This window comes from Malaciobacter marinus (genome assembly GCF_003544855.1).
Taxonomy (GTDB): Bacteria; Campylobacterota; Campylobacteria; order Campylobacterales; family Arcobacteraceae; genus Malaciobacter; species Malaciobacter marinus.
The window spans coordinates 2,853,283-2,869,365 of sequence record NZ_CP032101.1 but is presented as its reverse complement, the minus strand read 5'-3'; the positions used below and the strand labels follow the sequence as shown (position 1 = coordinate 2,869,365).

At 32.5% G+C, this 16,083-nt stretch carries 13 protein-coding genes, 2 tRNA genes and 3 rRNA genes; 10 read left to right on the top strand and 8 right to left on the bottom strand.

Features of this window, described 5'->3' with window-relative positions:
• Window positions 1-4: 4 nt before the first annotated feature.
• The 4 genes from pyrE to secG are packed head-to-tail and all read right to left on the bottom strand — an operon-like array spanning window position 5 to window position 2,504.
• The gene (gene pyrE / locus AMRN_RS13815) at window positions 5-613 is read right to left on the bottom strand and encodes an orotate phosphoribosyltransferase (protein ID WP_099309942.1); all 609 of its coding nucleotides are present in this window, start codon (window positions 611-613) and stop codon (window positions 5-7) included.
• A 4-nt stretch (window positions 614-617) separates the two neighbouring features.
• Window positions 618-1,175 carry a ribosome recycling factor gene (gene frr / locus AMRN_RS13810; protein ID WP_099309943.1) on the bottom strand — a complete coding sequence of 186 codons (558 nt, stop codon included), beginning with the start codon at window positions 1,173-1,175 and terminating at the stop codon, window positions 618-620.
• A 19-nt stretch (window positions 1,176-1,194) separates the two neighbouring features.
• Window positions 1,195-2,139, bottom strand: coding sequence for a polysaccharide deacetylase family protein (locus tag AMRN_RS13805; RefSeq protein WP_099309944.1), 945 nt, complete (start codon window positions 2,137-2,139; stop codon window positions 1,195-1,197).
• Between the two features lie 17 nt (window positions 2,140-2,156).
• Window positions 2,157-2,504: a preprotein translocase subunit SecG gene (gene secG / locus AMRN_RS13800; RefSeq protein ID WP_079580364.1), complete on the bottom strand. Its 348-nt coding sequence runs from the start codon at window positions 2,502-2,504 to the stop codon at window positions 2,157-2,159.
• Between the two features lie 110 nt (window positions 2,505-2,614).
• Here secG and AMRN_RS13795 point away from each other — a divergent pair, with 110 nt between their 5' ends.
• On the top strand, window positions 2,615-3,307 hold the full coding sequence (locus AMRN_RS13795) for a methyltransferase (protein WP_099309945.1): 693 nt from the start codon (window positions 2,615-2,617) through the stop codon (window positions 3,305-3,307).
• Here AMRN_RS13795 and AMRN_RS13790 read toward each other — a convergent pair.
• Window positions 3,259-3,663 carry a thiamine-phosphate pyrophosphorylase gene (locus tag AMRN_RS13790; protein WP_191282142.1) on the bottom strand — a complete coding sequence of 135 codons (405 nt, stop codon included), beginning with the start codon at window positions 3,661-3,663 and terminating at the stop codon, window positions 3,259-3,261. The genes AMRN_RS13795 and AMRN_RS13790 overlap by 49 nt on opposite strands.
• A gap of 46 nt (window positions 3,664-3,709) precedes the next feature.
• Window positions 3,710-4,405 (bottom strand): Bax inhibitor-1/YccA family protein, encoded by a 696-nt coding sequence (locus AMRN_RS13785; protein WP_099309947.1) that lies wholly within the window; start codon window positions 4,403-4,405, stop codon window positions 3,710-3,712.
• Window positions 4,406-4,913: 508 nt separating this feature from the next.
• Between AMRN_RS13785 and AMRN_RS13780 the strand changes: the two genes are divergently transcribed.
• The 6 genes from AMRN_RS13780 (at window position 4,914) to AMRN_RS13755 (ending at window position 12,258) form a co-directional block, all read left to right on the top strand.
• A 16S ribosomal RNA gene (locus AMRN_RS13780) occupies window positions 4,914-6,428 on the top strand.
• Between the two features lie 87 nt (window positions 6,429-6,515).
• Window positions 6,516-6,592, top strand: a tRNA-Ile gene (locus AMRN_RS13775).
• 36 nt (window positions 6,593-6,628) lie between these two features.
• Window positions 6,629-6,704: transfer RNA gene (locus AMRN_RS13770), tRNA-Ala, on the top strand.
• A gap of 234 nt (window positions 6,705-6,938) precedes the next feature.
• A 23S ribosomal RNA gene (locus AMRN_RS13765) occupies window positions 6,939-9,860 on the top strand.
• A gap of 117 nt (window positions 9,861-9,977) precedes the next feature.
• A 5S ribosomal RNA gene (gene rrf / locus AMRN_RS13760) occupies window positions 9,978-10,093 on the top strand.
• Together the 16S, 23S and 5S rRNA genes with 2 tRNA genes alongside form the textbook arrangement of a ribosomal RNA operon.
• Before the next feature lie 188 nt (window positions 10,094-10,281).
• Window positions 10,282-12,258, top strand: coding sequence for a site-specific recombinase (locus tag AMRN_RS13755; RefSeq protein ID WP_165772859.1), 1,977 nt, complete (start codon window positions 10,282-10,284; stop codon window positions 12,256-12,258).
• On the opposite strand, the gene AMRN_RS13750 is transcribed toward AMRN_RS13755, so the two are convergent.
• On the bottom strand, window positions 12,255-13,373 hold the full coding sequence (locus tag AMRN_RS13750) for an AI-2E family transporter (protein ID WP_099312212.1): 1,119 nt from the start codon (window positions 13,371-13,373) through the stop codon (window positions 12,255-12,257). The genes AMRN_RS13755 and AMRN_RS13750 overlap by 4 nt on opposite strands.
• 135 nt (window positions 13,374-13,508) lie before the next feature.
• Here AMRN_RS13750 and AMRN_RS13745 point away from each other — a divergent pair, with 135 nt between their 5' ends.
• Window positions 13,509-14,945 (top strand): SLC13 family permease, encoded by a 1,437-nt coding sequence (locus tag AMRN_RS13745; protein ID WP_079577625.1) that lies wholly within the window; start codon window positions 13,509-13,511, stop codon window positions 14,943-14,945.
• A gap of 53 nt (window positions 14,946-14,998) precedes the next feature.
• Here the strand turns inward: AMRN_RS13745 and rpsU are convergent, their stop codons facing one another.
• Window positions 14,999-15,211 (bottom strand): 30S ribosomal protein S21, encoded by a 213-nt coding sequence (gene rpsU / locus AMRN_RS13740; protein ID WP_071628030.1) that lies wholly within the window; start codon window positions 15,209-15,211, stop codon window positions 14,999-15,001.
• Between the two features lie 115 nt (window positions 15,212-15,326).
• Between rpsU and moaC the strand changes: the two genes are divergently transcribed.
• Together moaC and AMRN_RS13730 are read left to right on the top strand one after the other, a co-directional pair.
• The gene (gene moaC, locus AMRN_RS13735; protein WP_079577624.1) at window positions 15,327-15,806 is read left to right on the top strand and encodes a cyclic pyranopterin monophosphate synthase MoaC; all 480 of its coding nucleotides are present in this window, start codon (window positions 15,327-15,329) and stop codon (window positions 15,804-15,806) included.
• Window positions 15,807-15,818: 12 nt separating this feature from the next.
• Window positions 15,819-16,082, top strand: coding sequence for an HP0495 family protein (locus AMRN_RS13730; protein WP_079577623.1), 264 nt, complete (start codon window positions 15,819-15,821; stop codon window positions 16,080-16,082).
• Window position 16,083: the final 1 nt, after the last annotated feature.

Here is a 16,083-nt window from a genome sequence, read left to right as displayed (position 1 = left end):
AAACTTAGTTTCCTCTACTTCCTGGCTTGTATGCTACACTTCCTTCTTTACACATTGGACACTCTTCTGGAGAATATATCTCAAATGTAAAATCTTCAAGTGCAAAAAGTGGTTTATCAAGTGGTAATTTACAGTTTTCTTTTGCTTTAATATTACTTCCTTGTCTTGAACAAAAACCTCTATTTGCAAGAGCTGCATACGCAACAACATTTCCACCATTGTTTTCTATTTGTTTTGCGGCTTCAAGAGCTGAACCACCTGTTGTTATAATATCTTCACAGATAATATAATTTTCACCTTCTTGTACCTCAAAACCTCTTCTAATAGTCATCTCTTTTTCAACACGTTCTGCAAAGATAAATCTTACATCAAGTGCAGTTGCTAATGCAAAACCTGCTACAAGACCACCTAGTGCTGGAGAACATACTGCATCAATTTTGATGTTACTATCTTTTATTTGTTTTGCTAAAGCTTGTGCTAAAACCTTTGCAGTTTTAGGATCTTCTAAAACTTTTGCTGATTGTAAATAAAATTTTGAGTGGTTACCACTACTTAATTTAAAGTGACCTTCTAACAATGCTTGTGAGTCTTTATATATTTGTTCTACATTCATTCAATTATACCGTTAAAATTTCTTGTTCTTTATTTTTAAATGTATCATCTGCTTTTGTTACATATGAATCAGTAATTTTTTGAATTTCATCTAATGCTTTTTTATTTTCATCATCAGTTATTTCTTTATCTTTATGTAATACTTTTACTTTATCATTCGCATGTTTTCTTACATTTCTAATTGCAACTTTTGCATTATCTGTCATACCTTTTGCTTGTTTTGCAGCTTCATGTCTTTGCTCAACAGTCATAGGAGGGAAATACAACTTAACTGCTTCTCCATCATTATTTGGATTTACTCCAATATTAGCTTCATTTATAGCTTTTTCAATATCTTGAACAAGATTTTTTTCCCATGGTGATATAACTATTGTTGTTGCATCTGGTGATAGTACAGAAGCAACTTGGTTTAATTCAGTTGGTGTTCCATAATAACTAACTTTAATTCCATCTAATATTGAAGTTGATACTTTTCCCGTTCTTAAACTTTTGTAGTCTCTTCTTAAAGCTTCAATAGACTTTTCCATATGCTCTTTTGTTTCAGTATAAATTTCTTCTAACATTTTGTTCTCCTTTTAAATATTAATCTTTAATTATAATCTTGTTTGCAACTGTAAAGTAATCAGGACTTAATATAACTCTTGTTCTTGAGTTTTTTAACTTAAGATCTAATTTTACATCAATTATGCCATTATTTACTTTTACATCTTGCCATCCAAAACCTGTAATATATAGTTTTATAGTTTTTATCTTTGAATCAACTCTTGCATGAACTCTTTTAAGTACACCATCTTTAGGATATTTTAATGGTTCTAGCCATTGAGCTTCTAAAGTTTTATATCTTAATTTTTGTTCTAAGTTAACTTTCCCTACAAGAGCTATTCTGTTTATATCATAAACATCAGAATTTTTATTTATAGTTCCTATGCTTTGATTTAATATATAATCAAATTTAAACTCTTTTAATGTATTTTTGATTTGTTCATTATACTCTCCATAAGGATATGCATATGATTTAGGTTTAAAACCTAATTTTTCTTCAAATACTTCAAAAGATTTTTTTGTATCATTAAAAACTTTTTGTTTTGAGATTTTAGTAAGATGAGGGTGAGAATAAGAGTGTAAACCAATTTCTCCATATTTAGAAGCATCTTTTAACTCATCCCAAGTCATAAAATCTCCATAGCCTTTTTGAGTTGCTTCAACATATACATATAAAGAAAATGGATAGTTGTATTTTTTGAAAATTGGCAAACCATTTTTATAAAAACTTTTATAAGAGTCATCAATAGTTAATGCTACCCAGTTATCTGGTATTTCCTCTTTATTTTTAACTTTTTCAATAATTTGTGATAGTTTTACAACTTCATACCCATTGTCTTTAAAATACGTAAACTCTTTTTCTAGTTCTTTAAGTGTTGTATTTGTACTTGCATGTTTACTATCACCAAATCTATGATAAACGAATACATGCGCGTTAGCACTTAAATAGTAGTAAGATATTATAAGAAGTAGTAGATATTTCATACTTCTACTTCTTATTTTTATTTAGTTGCAGGAACACTAGGTGCAGTAGGTGCAGCTGGTGCTGACTGTTCATTTTTTTGTTCTGGTTTGTTAGGAATTAAAGTGTTGATTTTTACATTATCAATAGCACTTTTATTTCTTTGTTCATTGTACATATACCCAAGAACTAAGGTATTAATAACAAAAATTAATCCTATTGCCATTGTGGCTTTTGATAAAAAACTACCAGGTCCTTTTGCACCAAATAGTGAATCGTTACTTCCACTATAAGCACCAAGTCCAATACTAGAGCTTTTTTGAAGTAAAATTGTTATTGTTAATATAATAGCTAATACAAATTGAACTATTAATAGTGTAGAGGTCATATTTGTTGTCCTTTTTTAAAAATGCTGTTTATTTTATCTAAAACTTATTAAGATATAGCTAAAATGCAAAAAAATCTAAATAATAAACTTTAAAAGAGATAAAATTTTATATGTCTGTACAAAATGAATTTACAAAACATGCAAAAAATTATAATAACAATAATATTATTCAACAAATCATTGCAAAAGCATTAATTAGAGATATAAACAGTATGCCTAAAACTATTTTAGAGTTAGGTTGTGGTTCAGGCCAAGTTTATAAAAATATTGATTGGGAAGTGGATTTTTATTGTGCAGTTGACTTTGCTTCTTCAATGTGCAAGCTTCATCCACGAAATAAAAAAGTAAAAGTTGAGTGTTTTGATTTTGATACTGATGAATTTTTTGATTTTTTAAAAAATTATAAGTTTGATACAGTTGTATCTGCATCTGCTTTACAATGGTCAAAAAATCTACCAAAACTTGTATCAAAACTTGCAGAATCTACAAATAATATAAATGCAGTACTTTTTACTTCAAATACTTTTAAAAGCATTCAAAAAATAACAAATAAAAAATCACCAATATTAAATGAAGAGAGTATAAAAAAGGCATTTTTAAATAGTTTTGATTGTGAATTTGAGAAATATACTTATAATTTAGAGTTTGATAATAAAAAAGAGATGTTTGATTATATTAAAAATTCAGGAGTAAGTGGAGATAGCTCTTTATCTTTTAAAGATGCAAAAAAATTGTATAAAGAGTATAATTTAAACTACTTAGAGTTTGAAGTAATATTTGTTAGAACAATCTCTAAGTCATAAAGTTCATATCTAATATATTTAAAGTTTTCACTATCTTTACTAGAAACTAATTTACAAAACTCTTCTAATACTCTAGCGCTCTCTTGTGCACGCTTAAAATTTGCAATAAGTATTGATTCTAGGTTTTTTCTATTTTGTTCACTGTTTGTTGATTTTTTTAAAACATCATTTTTAATATCACGAGACTGAAGTAAATCTTTATAATTATCAATTCTACTTTGATGTCTTAACTCTTTTAATTTAGAAGCAGTTATTTTATCATCATAGATATATCGAAAGATATCTTCTACAACTCTAATACCCTCTCTTAATCTATTTAGATTAGCATCAATAAGTCTTAGATTATTTTTTTTCATAATTTATATATAGTAGTATAATACTAACTCCAAAAGGAGTTAGTATCTAGTCATCACTATTCATAATACCTAAAATCTGTAGTAAAGATATAAACAGATTAAAGAAATCTAAATATAGTGACAATGCAGCTTCAACAGGTGAATCATATCCACCTCTTATGATATTTTGTGTATCATAAAGAATGAATGCTGAGAAAAGAAGTGCTCCTGCACTTGCAATTACTAATTGAAACATTGATGATTGAATGAAGATATTAGAAATACCAGCAACAATCATTATAATTAATGCAATAAATAAAAATTTACCCATTGAAGAGAAATCTCTTCTTGTTGTCATTGCAAACATTGAAATCCCACCAAAAGCTACTGATGTCATTAAAAATGCTTGACCAACAATTGATGCACCACCTGGCATTGCAAATATTGCAGTTAATAATGGAGCGATTGTTAACCCAGTAATAAATGTAAATGCAAATAGTACTGCTAAGTTTACACCTGGAGTGTGTTTAACTCTAGGAATAACAAAGAAAATTAATCCTAATTCAATTGCAAATAATATCCACATTACTGGTCCGGCAATTATTGAAACTATATCAAGTCCAATATATGCTCCAGCAGTTGCTGCTAAAAGTGATCCCGCAAATAATTGATATGTAGCTTTTAAAAAGCTCATTATCTCAACTCTTGATGAGTCTTGAGCTGTATTTTTTTGAGATTGTTCTAGATAATCTCTATTATACATCTTTAATCCTTTGTTTAATTCTTATATTATGTAGTAATGAAATTCTAATATGTTATGCTTAATATTATCTTTAAATAACATACTATTACATTACACTATTGATATAATACATAATAAATGTAAATGAAATATTAACAATTAAAGAAAATAAAACTATCATACTATAAATAAACCCCATAAAATATAGAGAAAGCAAAAAATATAGGTAAAACCTCAAAAATTTAAGCCAAAATTAAGACTAAACCCTTGACAAAGGGAAAGAATTTGTCTATAATTCCCGTCCAAATTCGCTGAGGCAAACAAGAGATTGAGAGCTGAAGAAGGGATTGAGTTCTTTAACACAAAGTAAGTTTGTAAGAGAAGTAACTTTTATAAACTGAATATATATATGACAAGAAAAAAAAGAAGAATACAAATTCTTCGTCTATAATATCATACAAAAAAGTATGATAAAACAATGAGTAATTAATTTTGTATAGAAATACATAATTAGTCAGAGAACAAACACTTTATGGAGAGTTTGATCCTGGCTCAGAGTGAACGCTGGCGGCGTGCTTAACACATGCAAGTCGAACGAGAACGGGATTAGCTTGCTAATCTGTCAGCTAAGTGGCGCACGGGTGAGTAATATATAGGTAACGTGCCTTCAAGAGGGGGATAACAGATGGAAACGTCTGCTAAGACCCCATATGCCTTTAATACAAAAGTATGAAAGGGAAATATTTATAGCTTGAAGATCGGCCTGTACAGTATCAGATAGTTGGTGAGGTAATGGCTCACCAAGTCAATGACGCTTAACTGGTTTGAGAGGATGATCAGTCACACTGGAACTGAGACACGGTCCAGACTCCTACGGGAGGCAGCAGTGGGGAATATTGCACAATGGGGGAAACCCTGATGCAGCAACGCCGCGTGGAGGATGACACATTTCGGTGCGTAAACTCCTTTTATATAAGAAGATAATGACGGTATTATATGAATAAGCACCGGCTAACTCCGTGCCAGCAGCCGCGGTAATACGGAGGGTGCAAGCGTTACTCGGAATCACTGGGCGTAAAGAGCGTGTAGGCGGATAGATAAGTCAGAAGTGAAATCCAATAGCTTAACTATTGAACTGCTTTTGAAACTGTCTATCTAGAGTATGGGAGAGGTAGATGGAATTTCTGGTGTAGGGGTAAAATCCGTAGAGATCAGAAGGAATACCGATTGCGAAGGCGATCTACTGGAACATAACTGACGCTGAGACGCGAAAGCGTGGGGAGCAAACAGGATTAGATACCCTGGTAGTCCACGCCCTAAACGATGTACACTAGTTGTTGCTATGCTCGACATAGCAGTAATGCAGTTAACACATTAAGTGTACCGCCTGGGGAGTACGGTCGCAAGATTAAAACTCAAAGGAATAGACGGGGACCCGCACAAGCGGTGGAGCATGTGGTTTAATTCGACGATACGCGAAGAACCTTACCTGGTCTTGACATAGTAAGAACCATTTAGAGATAGATGGGTGTCTGCTTGCAGAAACTTATATACAGGTGCTGCACGGCTGTCGTCAGCTCGTGTCGTGAGATGTTGGGTTAAGTCCCGCAACGAGCGCAACCCTCGTCATTAGTTGCTAACACTTCGGGTGAGAACTCTAATGAGACTGCCTACGCAAGTAGGAGGAAGGTGAGGACGACGTCAAGTCATCATGGCCCTTACGACCAGGGCTACACACGTGCTACAATGGGGTATACAAAGAGCAGCGATACAGTGATGTGGAGCAAATCTAAAAAATACCTCCCAGTTCGGATTGTAGTCTGCAACTCGACTACATGAAGTTGGAATCGCTAGTAATCGTAGATCAGCAATGCTACGGTGAATACGTTCCCGGGTCTTGTACTCACCGCCCGTCACACCATGGGAGTTGATTTCACTCGAAGCGGGGATGCTAAGATAGCTACCCTCCACAGTGGAATTAGCGACTGGGGTGAAGTCGTAACAAGGTAACCGTAGGAGAACCTGCGGTTGGATCACCTCCTTTCAGAGAAAAGATTAAGAGAGTCAAAACTCTTAATCAAAAAGTCAATATATATTCAGTTTATAAAGGTTATTTAAAAGATAGGTGAGAGGGCCTATAGCTCAGCTGGCTAGAGCGCTCGACTGATAATCGTGAGGTCCCAGGTTCAAGTCCTGGTAGGCCCACCATGATTAAATAATCTTAAAAGAAGAGATTAAAAAGTTGGGGAATTAGCTCAGCTGGGAGAGCGCCTGCCTTGCACGCAGGAGGTCAGCGGTTCGATCCCGCTATTCTCCACCAACAAATAAGAAGAAGTTAAATATAAGTTCAATGAAGATTGAATTTATATTTAATTTTTTCAGAGATGAGAAGATTAAAGAGTTATTTAAAAATATAATGTTAAAGTCAAAAATTTTTCTAAGAAAAGAAAGCAATTTCAAGAAAAGAAGAAGAACACAACTATTTTATTAAATTTAATAAGATAGTAGCCAAGGAATAATTATCAAAAAAGGTTAGAGTAAGATCTAATTAAAAAAATAAGCTATTAAGGGCTAATGGTGGATGCCTAGACTGTAAGAGGCGAAGAAGGACGTACTAGACTGCGAAAAGTCACGAGGAGCTGTCAAGAAGCATTGATTCGTGAATATCCGAATGGGACAACCCAGTATATAGAGATATATATTACCCAGCAATGGGGGCTAACGTGGTGAAGTGAAACATCTCAGTAACCATAGGAAGAGAAATCAAAAGAGATTCCCAAAGTAGCGGCGAGCGAAATGGGAGCAGGGCAAACCCTATGCTTGCATAGGGGGTTGAAGGACCATAATATGAGACTAAAGATAATAGTAGAGATATCTGGAAAGGTATAGCAAAGAAGGTGAAACTCCTGTATACAAAATTATCAATAGCTCTAATGGTATCCTGAGTAGGACGGAACACGTGATATTTTGTCTGAATCCGGGGGGACCACCCTCCAACCCTAAATACTACTTACAGATCGATAGTGAACAAGTACCGTGAGGGAAAGGTGAAAAGTACTCCAGCGAGGAGAGTGAAATAGAACCTGAAACCATTAGCTTACAATCATTCAGAGCCCTATGTGAATTTATTCACAGGGTGATGGACTGCCTTTTGCATAATGAGCCTGCGAGTTGTGGTATCTGGCAAGGTTAAGTCAAGTACGAAGCCGTAGCGAAAGCGAGTCTTAAAAGGCGAAATAGTCAGATGCTGCAGACCCGAAACGAAGTGATCTATCCATGGGCAGGTTGAAGCTGGTGTAAGAGCCAGTGGAGGACCGAACCGATGGGCGTTGAAAAGCCCCCGGATGACCTGTGGATAGGGGTGAAAGGCCAATCAAACTTCGTGATAGCTGGTTCTCTCCGAAATATATTTAGGTATAGCCTCTAGTAGTAGCATGTAGGGGTAGAGCACTGAATGGGCTAGGGCTGCTTACCGCGGTACCAAACCCTATCAAACTTCGAATACTACATGTGCAAGCTAGGGAGTCAGGCGTAGGGTGATAAAATCCTATGTCGAGAGGGGAACAACCCAGACTAACAGCTAAGGTCCCAAAGTTACATCTAAGTGGAAAACGATGTGGAGTTACTGTGACAACCAGGAGGTTGGCTTAGAAGCAGCCATCCTTTAAAGAAAGCGTAACAGCTCACTGGTCTAGTGATTCTGCGCGGAAAATATAACGGGGCTAAGATGTACACCGAAGCTTTAGATTCATAATTTATTATGAGTGGTAGGAGAGCGTTCTATTCAGCGTCGAAGCTGTACCGGTAAGGAGCAGTGGAGCGGATAGAAGTGAGCATGCAGGCATGAGTAGCGATAATTAAGGTGAGAATCCTTAACGCCGAAAACCCAAGGTTTCCTACGCGATGCTCGTCATCGTAGGGTTAGTCGGGTCCTAAGTCGAGTCCGAAAGGGGTAGACGATGGAAAATTGGTTAATATTCCAATACCAACAATTAAGCGCGATGTGGGGACGCATAGAGTTAATCGAGCTCACTGATGGAATAGTGGGTCGAAGGACGTAGGTTGATACTTAGGTAAATCCGGGTATCACGAGACCGAGATCTAACAGGCTGAACAATCTCTTCGGAGAGCGTTTAGAATCGATGATACTGTCGTGCCAAGAAAAGCCACTAAGTATATTAATTGTTGCCCGTACCGCAAACCGACACAGGTAGGTGGGATGAGTATTCTAAGGCGCGTGGAAGAACCCTGGTTAAGGAACTCTGCAAACTAGCACCGTATCTTCGGTATAAGGTGTGCCTACTTTGGTATAGAGATTTACTCTCAAAAGCTAAAGAGGTTGCAACAAAGAGTCCCTCCCGACTGTTTACCAAAAACACAGCACTTTGCTAACACGTAAGTGGATGTATAAGGTGTGACGCCTGCCCGGTGCTCGAAGGTTAATTGATGATGTAAGCGTAAGCGAAGCATTTGATCGAAGCCCGAGTAAACGGCGGCCGTAACTATAACGGTCCTAAGGTAGCGAAATTCCTTGTCGGTTAAATACCGACCTGCATGAATGGCGTAACGAGATGGGAGCTGTCTCAACCAGGGATCCAGTGAAATTGTAGTGGAGGTGAAAATTCCTCCTACCCGCGGAAAGACGGAAAGACCCCGTGCACCTTTACTACAGCTTGACACTGTAGCTTGGATATTCATGTGCAGGATAGGTGGGAGGCTTTGATTACTAGACGCAAGTAGAGTATGAGCCACCCTTGAGATACCACCCTTGAATATTTGAGTTACTAACTGCGTACAATAAACTTGTATCAGGACAATGTCTGGTGGGTAGTTTGACTGGGGCGGTCGCCTCCTAAAAAGTAACGGAGGCTTACAAAGGTTAGTTCAAGGCGGATGGAAATCGCCTGATGAGTATAATGGCATAAACTAGCTTGACTGTGAGAGAGACAACTCGAGCAGAGACGAAAGTCGGTCATAGTGATCCGGTGGTTCTGAGTGGAAGGGCCATCGCTCAAAGGATAAAAGGTACGCCGGGGATAACAGGCTGATCTCCCCCAAGAGCTCACATCGACGGGGAGGTTTGGCACCTCGATGTCGGCTCATCGCATCCTGGGGCTGGAGCAGGTCCCAAGGGTATGGCTGTTCGCCATTTAAAGCGGTACGCGAGCTGGGTTCAGAACGTCGTGAGACAGTTCGGTCCCTATCTTCCGTGGGCGTAGGAAAGTTGAGAAGATTTGTCCCTAGTACGAGAGGACCGGGATGAACGTACCACTGGTGTACCAATTGTTCTGCCAAGAGCATCGTTGGGTAGCTACGTACGGATGAGATAAGAGCTGAAAGCATCTAAGCTCGAAGCCAACTTCAAGATGAACTTTCCCTGAAGATCCCAGTAAGACTAACTGGTTGATAGGCTAGATGTGTAAGCATAGAAATATGTTTAGCTGACTAGTACTAATAGATCGTTCGGCTTATTATTATACTTGGTTTACTATCTTATTAAGTTTACTAAAGTTGTGTTCAAAGAGACTTTAACATTAATATACTCAAAATATGAGTATAGAGTGAATAATAAAATTCATTGTATACTCATATTGCTGGTGGATATAGCGAAGTGGAAATACCCAGATCCATACCGAACCTGGAAGTCAAGCACTTCTGCGCTGATAATACTGCACCTTTCAGGTGTGGAAACGTAGGCCTCTGCCAGCTCTTGAGTTTTTTTAAGCCCTTATCTATTTTAACTTTTTTCAGTTATCTTAGTTATGGGCTTTTTTTTTACCCGCTTTTTTTATCCTATATTTTTTACTTTATATTTTCCTTACTAGTTTACCTTTCTTTTTTATTTATTGTTTCTTTTTTGCTATACTATTATTTAATTTATAATTGAGGTTGCTTTTTTGGAAAATGATTTTTTAAATCTTTTAGATAATATAAATGATAAACAAATAGATATTGTTGATAAACTTAGTTTAATTGTGAATTTTATTAGACCAAGTAAGTTTAATGAAATAGATGATAGTTTACATAAAATAGATATGATAATAGATTTTTTTAAAAAAAGTGATAATCTTGCTTTAACAATATCTAATGAAATAAATTTATTGTTAATAGAATCAAAAGTTTCTACAAATATTGTTAATTTAGGTATTCTTTCTAAAAATGGATTTAGTTATGAAATAAGAAATAGATTTTATAATAAGTTTTTACCTAATCCTCCTAAGAAGGGAGATTTTAGATATATTTTTGCAACGTTATTTAATAAAAAGAATGATTATAAATGGGTGAATAAAATAGATAATGAAAAATGGACAGAGTTTTTTTCTTCTATATTAATAAGTCATAAGTATACTGAAAGACTAAAAAATCATATTTATTGGGAATTGATTTATGCAGCTGAGATTTTATCTATATGGATTGCATCAGAAGAGTTTGATGATAATTTTCTTCGTTTGGATAAAAAACTTTTAAATAGAGACTCTGTATTTATCTCATTACAAAGGGATTTAAGTGATTTAATACATAAGTTACAACTTGAAAATGTAAATATAAACTCTATTAAAAAAGATTTTGAACATATAGATGTATTAATTGAACAATGTAATAAGCAAGTTTTATTGTTTAAGAAAAAATCTATTAATCATGGTATCTCAATTGATTTAACATATGAACTAGAAAGATTGACTCAAATAATAAGAAGATTGGATTATATTTTAGGTTTAATAAAAAGTTTTGATACAAATAAATTTCATATTTCTCTTGTGGAATTATTTAAAGAGTCTATAATAAAAAATGCTACAAAAAACTCATTGTATGAACTTTATGAGCAAAGTATAAAAATTATATCAAAAAGTATTACAAATAATACAAGTGAACATGGAGAGCATTATATTACAAATAATGTTAAGGATTATATAAAAATGTTTTTAAAAGCTAGTGGTGCTGGAATAATTATTGCAATAATGGCACTAATTAAAATAAATATTATGCAAAGTAATTTTTCTTATTCTTTTGAAACATTTTTTATTAGTTTAAATTATGGCTTAGGATTTGTAATTATACATTTATTTGGGTTTACTGTTGCAACAAAGCAACCTGCTATGACTGCATCTACTTTTGCAGAAGCCATAGACAAAGATGATGGAAGAAAGGCAAATCAAAATAAACTTGTTTCACTTATTTTTCAAGTAATTCGTTCACAATTTGCAGCTGTTGCTGGAAATGTAACTTTTGCTTTATTGTTAGCTTTTCTTATATCTTTTTACTTTATTAGCAATAATAGTGTAGTTTTAGATGCAAATGAAGTTGAATACTACTTAGATGGTCTAAAACCCTTTTCTGCTTTTTTCTTTGCAGCAATTGCAGGAGTTTGGCTTTTTTGTTCAGGTTTAATTTCTGGATATTTTGATAATCGTGCTGATTTATTGGAGTTAAAATCTAGATATTATCATCATCCATTACTTAAAAAACTACTTAAAAATAAAAAAAGAGAAAAGTTTGCAAATTATTTACATAATCATCATGGTGCAATTGCAGGAAACTTCTTTTTTGGAGTTCTTTTAGGAATTACACCTTTTCTTGGGTATATATTTAACTTGCCATTAGATATACGTCATGTTGCCTTTTCTACTGCATATTTAGGATATGCTTCAATGCATATCGATATTTCAATTAGTGAATTTTTATTCTATTTTATTTGTGTACTTATGATTGGATTTGTAAATTTAACTATTAGTTTTTCATTAGCTTTAAAAGTATCTTTACTTTCAAGGGAAGCATATTTTGGTAATTTATTTTCTTTTTTTAAACTATTAGTTATTGAAATATTTAAAAAACCACATCATTTGATTTTTCCTATTAAAGACAAAAAAAACTAAGTCTTGAGTTTTTTGTCTTTATAAGAAGTATTTGAAATGTGAGATTTTATATAAATATTTATTAATCCAACACAAAGGCTTAAAATTGCAGGGGCAATGATAATACCCCATCCTCCAAATACTCCAATACCAGCTAACATGGCTAATAATATAAATAGTTCAGTTAATGAATAATGCAATGAAAACTTTTTATTGATATATTTCATGAAAACAAGACGTAAAAGGTTATCAATTAATCCAGACATAATAACTATTGTAAATAGAACAATAATGATTGAAAAAAGATAATTTTGATTAAGTAATTCAACAATTGCAATAGGAAAAGCTATTAAATATGTTCCTACAATAGGTATAGCTGTCATAAAACCAGCTGCCATTCCAAAGTAAAAAGCATCATAATCTGTAGTAATATATAAAAATAATCCAAAAGCTATACCTTGTGTAATCATGCTAAATATTGTTCCAAAAAATACTGATGAAATTGTATTACTTAATTCATTGAAAAGAGTTCTTTTAAATTTTTTTATCATAGGAAGTAATCTAGTTGCTAATATAAAAAGTTTATAACCATAAATATTAAAAAGAAAATAAAAAAATAAAATCAAGAAGAATTGATATATTATGCCATTAATCTTCCAAAAAAATTGTGCAATATTATTTAATAATGATTTAACCATAGTAATATCTACATTTAATATATCAAATTCACCTAATATTGCATTGATAGATTCTTGAAAAATATCAAAAGGTTCAGGAAGACTTTTTAAATATCCAACTAAATTTTTTATATATTGCATAGATTGATCTGCATTAATACTAGGAATAAATTGGTATGAAAGTCCTACAAAGTAAATAAGAGGTAAAAATACAAATAAGAATAGGCACAATGTTAAAAAAATTGAGATTAGACTTTTTTTATAAGAAAAATTTGATTTTCTCATTAATATATCATAAATGGGTCGTGTAGCAATTGCTAAAATTCCTCCAACTATTATTCCCATTAAATAGTTTTGAAAAATATATCCAATGAAAAAGAAGCTTGCAATTAACGCAAATAATATAAAGTTTTTTGATATCATAAATTTATCCAATAATTTTTCTTTTAGTATATACATATGTCTCTTAATTTAGCTTAATAGTAATGTTTTTTTTCTATCTTGTAAAGATTTGTTTTAATTTTATAAATTATTACATTTTTATAAGCTTTATATTATATAATCATTTTTTACATTTTAAGGATTATATATATAATGTTAGGCAAACAGTTCCAACTTCGTAAAATTAATTTTTCAATTAAACATGCAGTTAGTAGATTTTTAATATCTTTTTTAGTTTCATTTTTAATAGCATATGTTCCTTCATATGAAGCTTTAAGTAGTGAAGCATGTTCAATGTTGTTTATCTTGTCATTTTCGGCTTTTTTGTGGATTACAGGTGCAATACCATCATTTGCAGTATCTTTTTTGATTATAGCTTTAGAAATACTTTTATTGGGATATCCTGATTTAAATTTTGATTCTAATTCAAAAGAGTGGTTATACTATTTAAAACCATGGTCTTCACCTTTGATATTTTTATTTTTAGCTGGATTTATTTTAGCAATAGCAGCAAGTAAAACAAAACTTGATTTGTGGCTTGCAAAAAAAGTACTATTATTCTTTGGAAATTCTCCCAATAGTGTATTAACAGGCTTAATGCTTACAACATTTGTTTTGTCAATGTTTATTTCAAATACTGCAACAGCAGCTATGATGATGACTATGCTTGTACCAATATTAAAAAATATGAAAGAGAATAATCCTTTTCAAAAAGGAATTATATTAGCTATTGTAGTTGCTGCAAATCTTGGAGGTATGGGAACAATTATAGGAACACCCCCAAATGCAATTGCAGTTGGTATCTTAGGTGATAATGCACCGTCATTTTTAGAATGGATGGTTATGGCTTTACCTCCTGGGATATTAATTCTTTTAATTCTTAGATGGGTAATATTAAAAAAGTATGCATCAACAGAAAAAATAATTAATATTGATAAAATTAAAAAAATATCACATTATGATGACTCTACAACAGATTTTTCCAAAATTCCAACAATTCCTAGTTGGAAAAAAAGTTTAGTAATATTAGTATTTATAATTACAATTTTATTATGGTTAACTGGGCCTTTGCATCTTGTCCCTACTACTGTTGTTGCTTTGTTCCCAATTGTAATTTTTACAATTTTTGGGATTATTACTAGTGATGATATTAAAGAGATTCGTTGGGATGTTATTATTTTAATTATTGGTGGTTTAGCTTTAGGTTCTGGGGTAGTTAAAACAGGTCTTGATGAATGGCTAGGATTACAAATAAATTTACAAAATCTAAATCTTTTTTTAATTGTCTGTTTATTTTCAATGATAGTAATTTGGGTTTCTAATTTTATGAGTAACACAGCTGCAACTAATATTATGCTTCCGTTAATTGTGGCTTTAGTTAGTTCAATGGGAGAAAGTATAGTATCTTATGTGGTTATTTCTGTTGCATTATGTGCTTCTTGTGCTATGATACTTCCTGTATCAACTCCACCAAATGCAATAGCTTTTTCAACTGGAAAGTTAAATTCAAAGGATTTTATTTTTATAGGTTTGGTCGCTGCTATTGTAGGACCAGTTTTTATATTATCTTTACTTAGTTTTTATACATAAAAAAAAGGCCAGTTAAAATAACTGACCTTTTTTTATTCGGAAATAGCGAAATACTACAGCCTAGATTCGTATCTTCTAAGCATGTATAATCTCTTAAGCATTTTCTTTCTAGCGTTAATTTTTTGTTTTTTTCTGATCTCTGTCATTGGTTCAAAAAATCTTCTAGCTCTAGTTTCAGTAACAATAAGATTTCTATCACATTGTTTCTTAAACCTTCTGTATGCTTCGTCAAATGATTCACTATCTTTAACTTTAATGCCTGGCACTAAAATCACCCACTTTCTTTTTAAATTTTGAATCGTGATTATATTTAAAGTTTACTTAATTCCTATTTAATTAATTTAAGATATAATCATAAATTAAAAAAAAGAGGCTAATATTTTGAACTTAACACATTTAGATGATAAAAATAGACCTAAAATGGTAGATGTATCAAATAAAAATGATACTACAAGAGTTGCTATTGCTTCTGGACAAATTTCGATGAGCCAAGAAGCTTTTGATGCAATAATACAAAATAGTACAAAAAAAGGTCCAGTATTACAAACTGCTGTAGTTGCAGCTATTCAAGGAGTAAAGAAGACATCGGATTTAATTCCTATGTGTCATCCTTTACTTTTAAGTGGAATAAATTGTGATATTGAAGAAATGCCAACATTACCAGGATTTAAATTATATGTAACAGCAAAGCTTACAGGACAAACAGGTGTTGAAATGGAAGCTTTAACAGGTGTTAGTGTAGGCTTATTAACTATTTATGATATGGTAAAAGCTATCGATAAATCAATGATTATTTCAAACGTACAACTTGAACATAAAAGTGGTGGGAAAAGTGGTGTTTTTGAAAGAGATAATTTATAATAGGAGTTATATTTGATTGATTTAAGTAAAGAGACATTAAAGCTTGATTATCCATGTAATTGGATATATAAGTTAGTATGCCATCATGATAAAGATATCAAAGAAATTATGAAAGATGTTTTGCAAGATAGAGAACATAGTGTAAAACAATCAAAAGTTAGTAGTAAGGGTAAATATAAAAGCTATGCTCTTGAATTATTAGTTCACAATGAAGATGATAGAAAAGAACTTTATAGACTTTTAGGTGAACATAAACATATAAAAATGATAGTGTAAT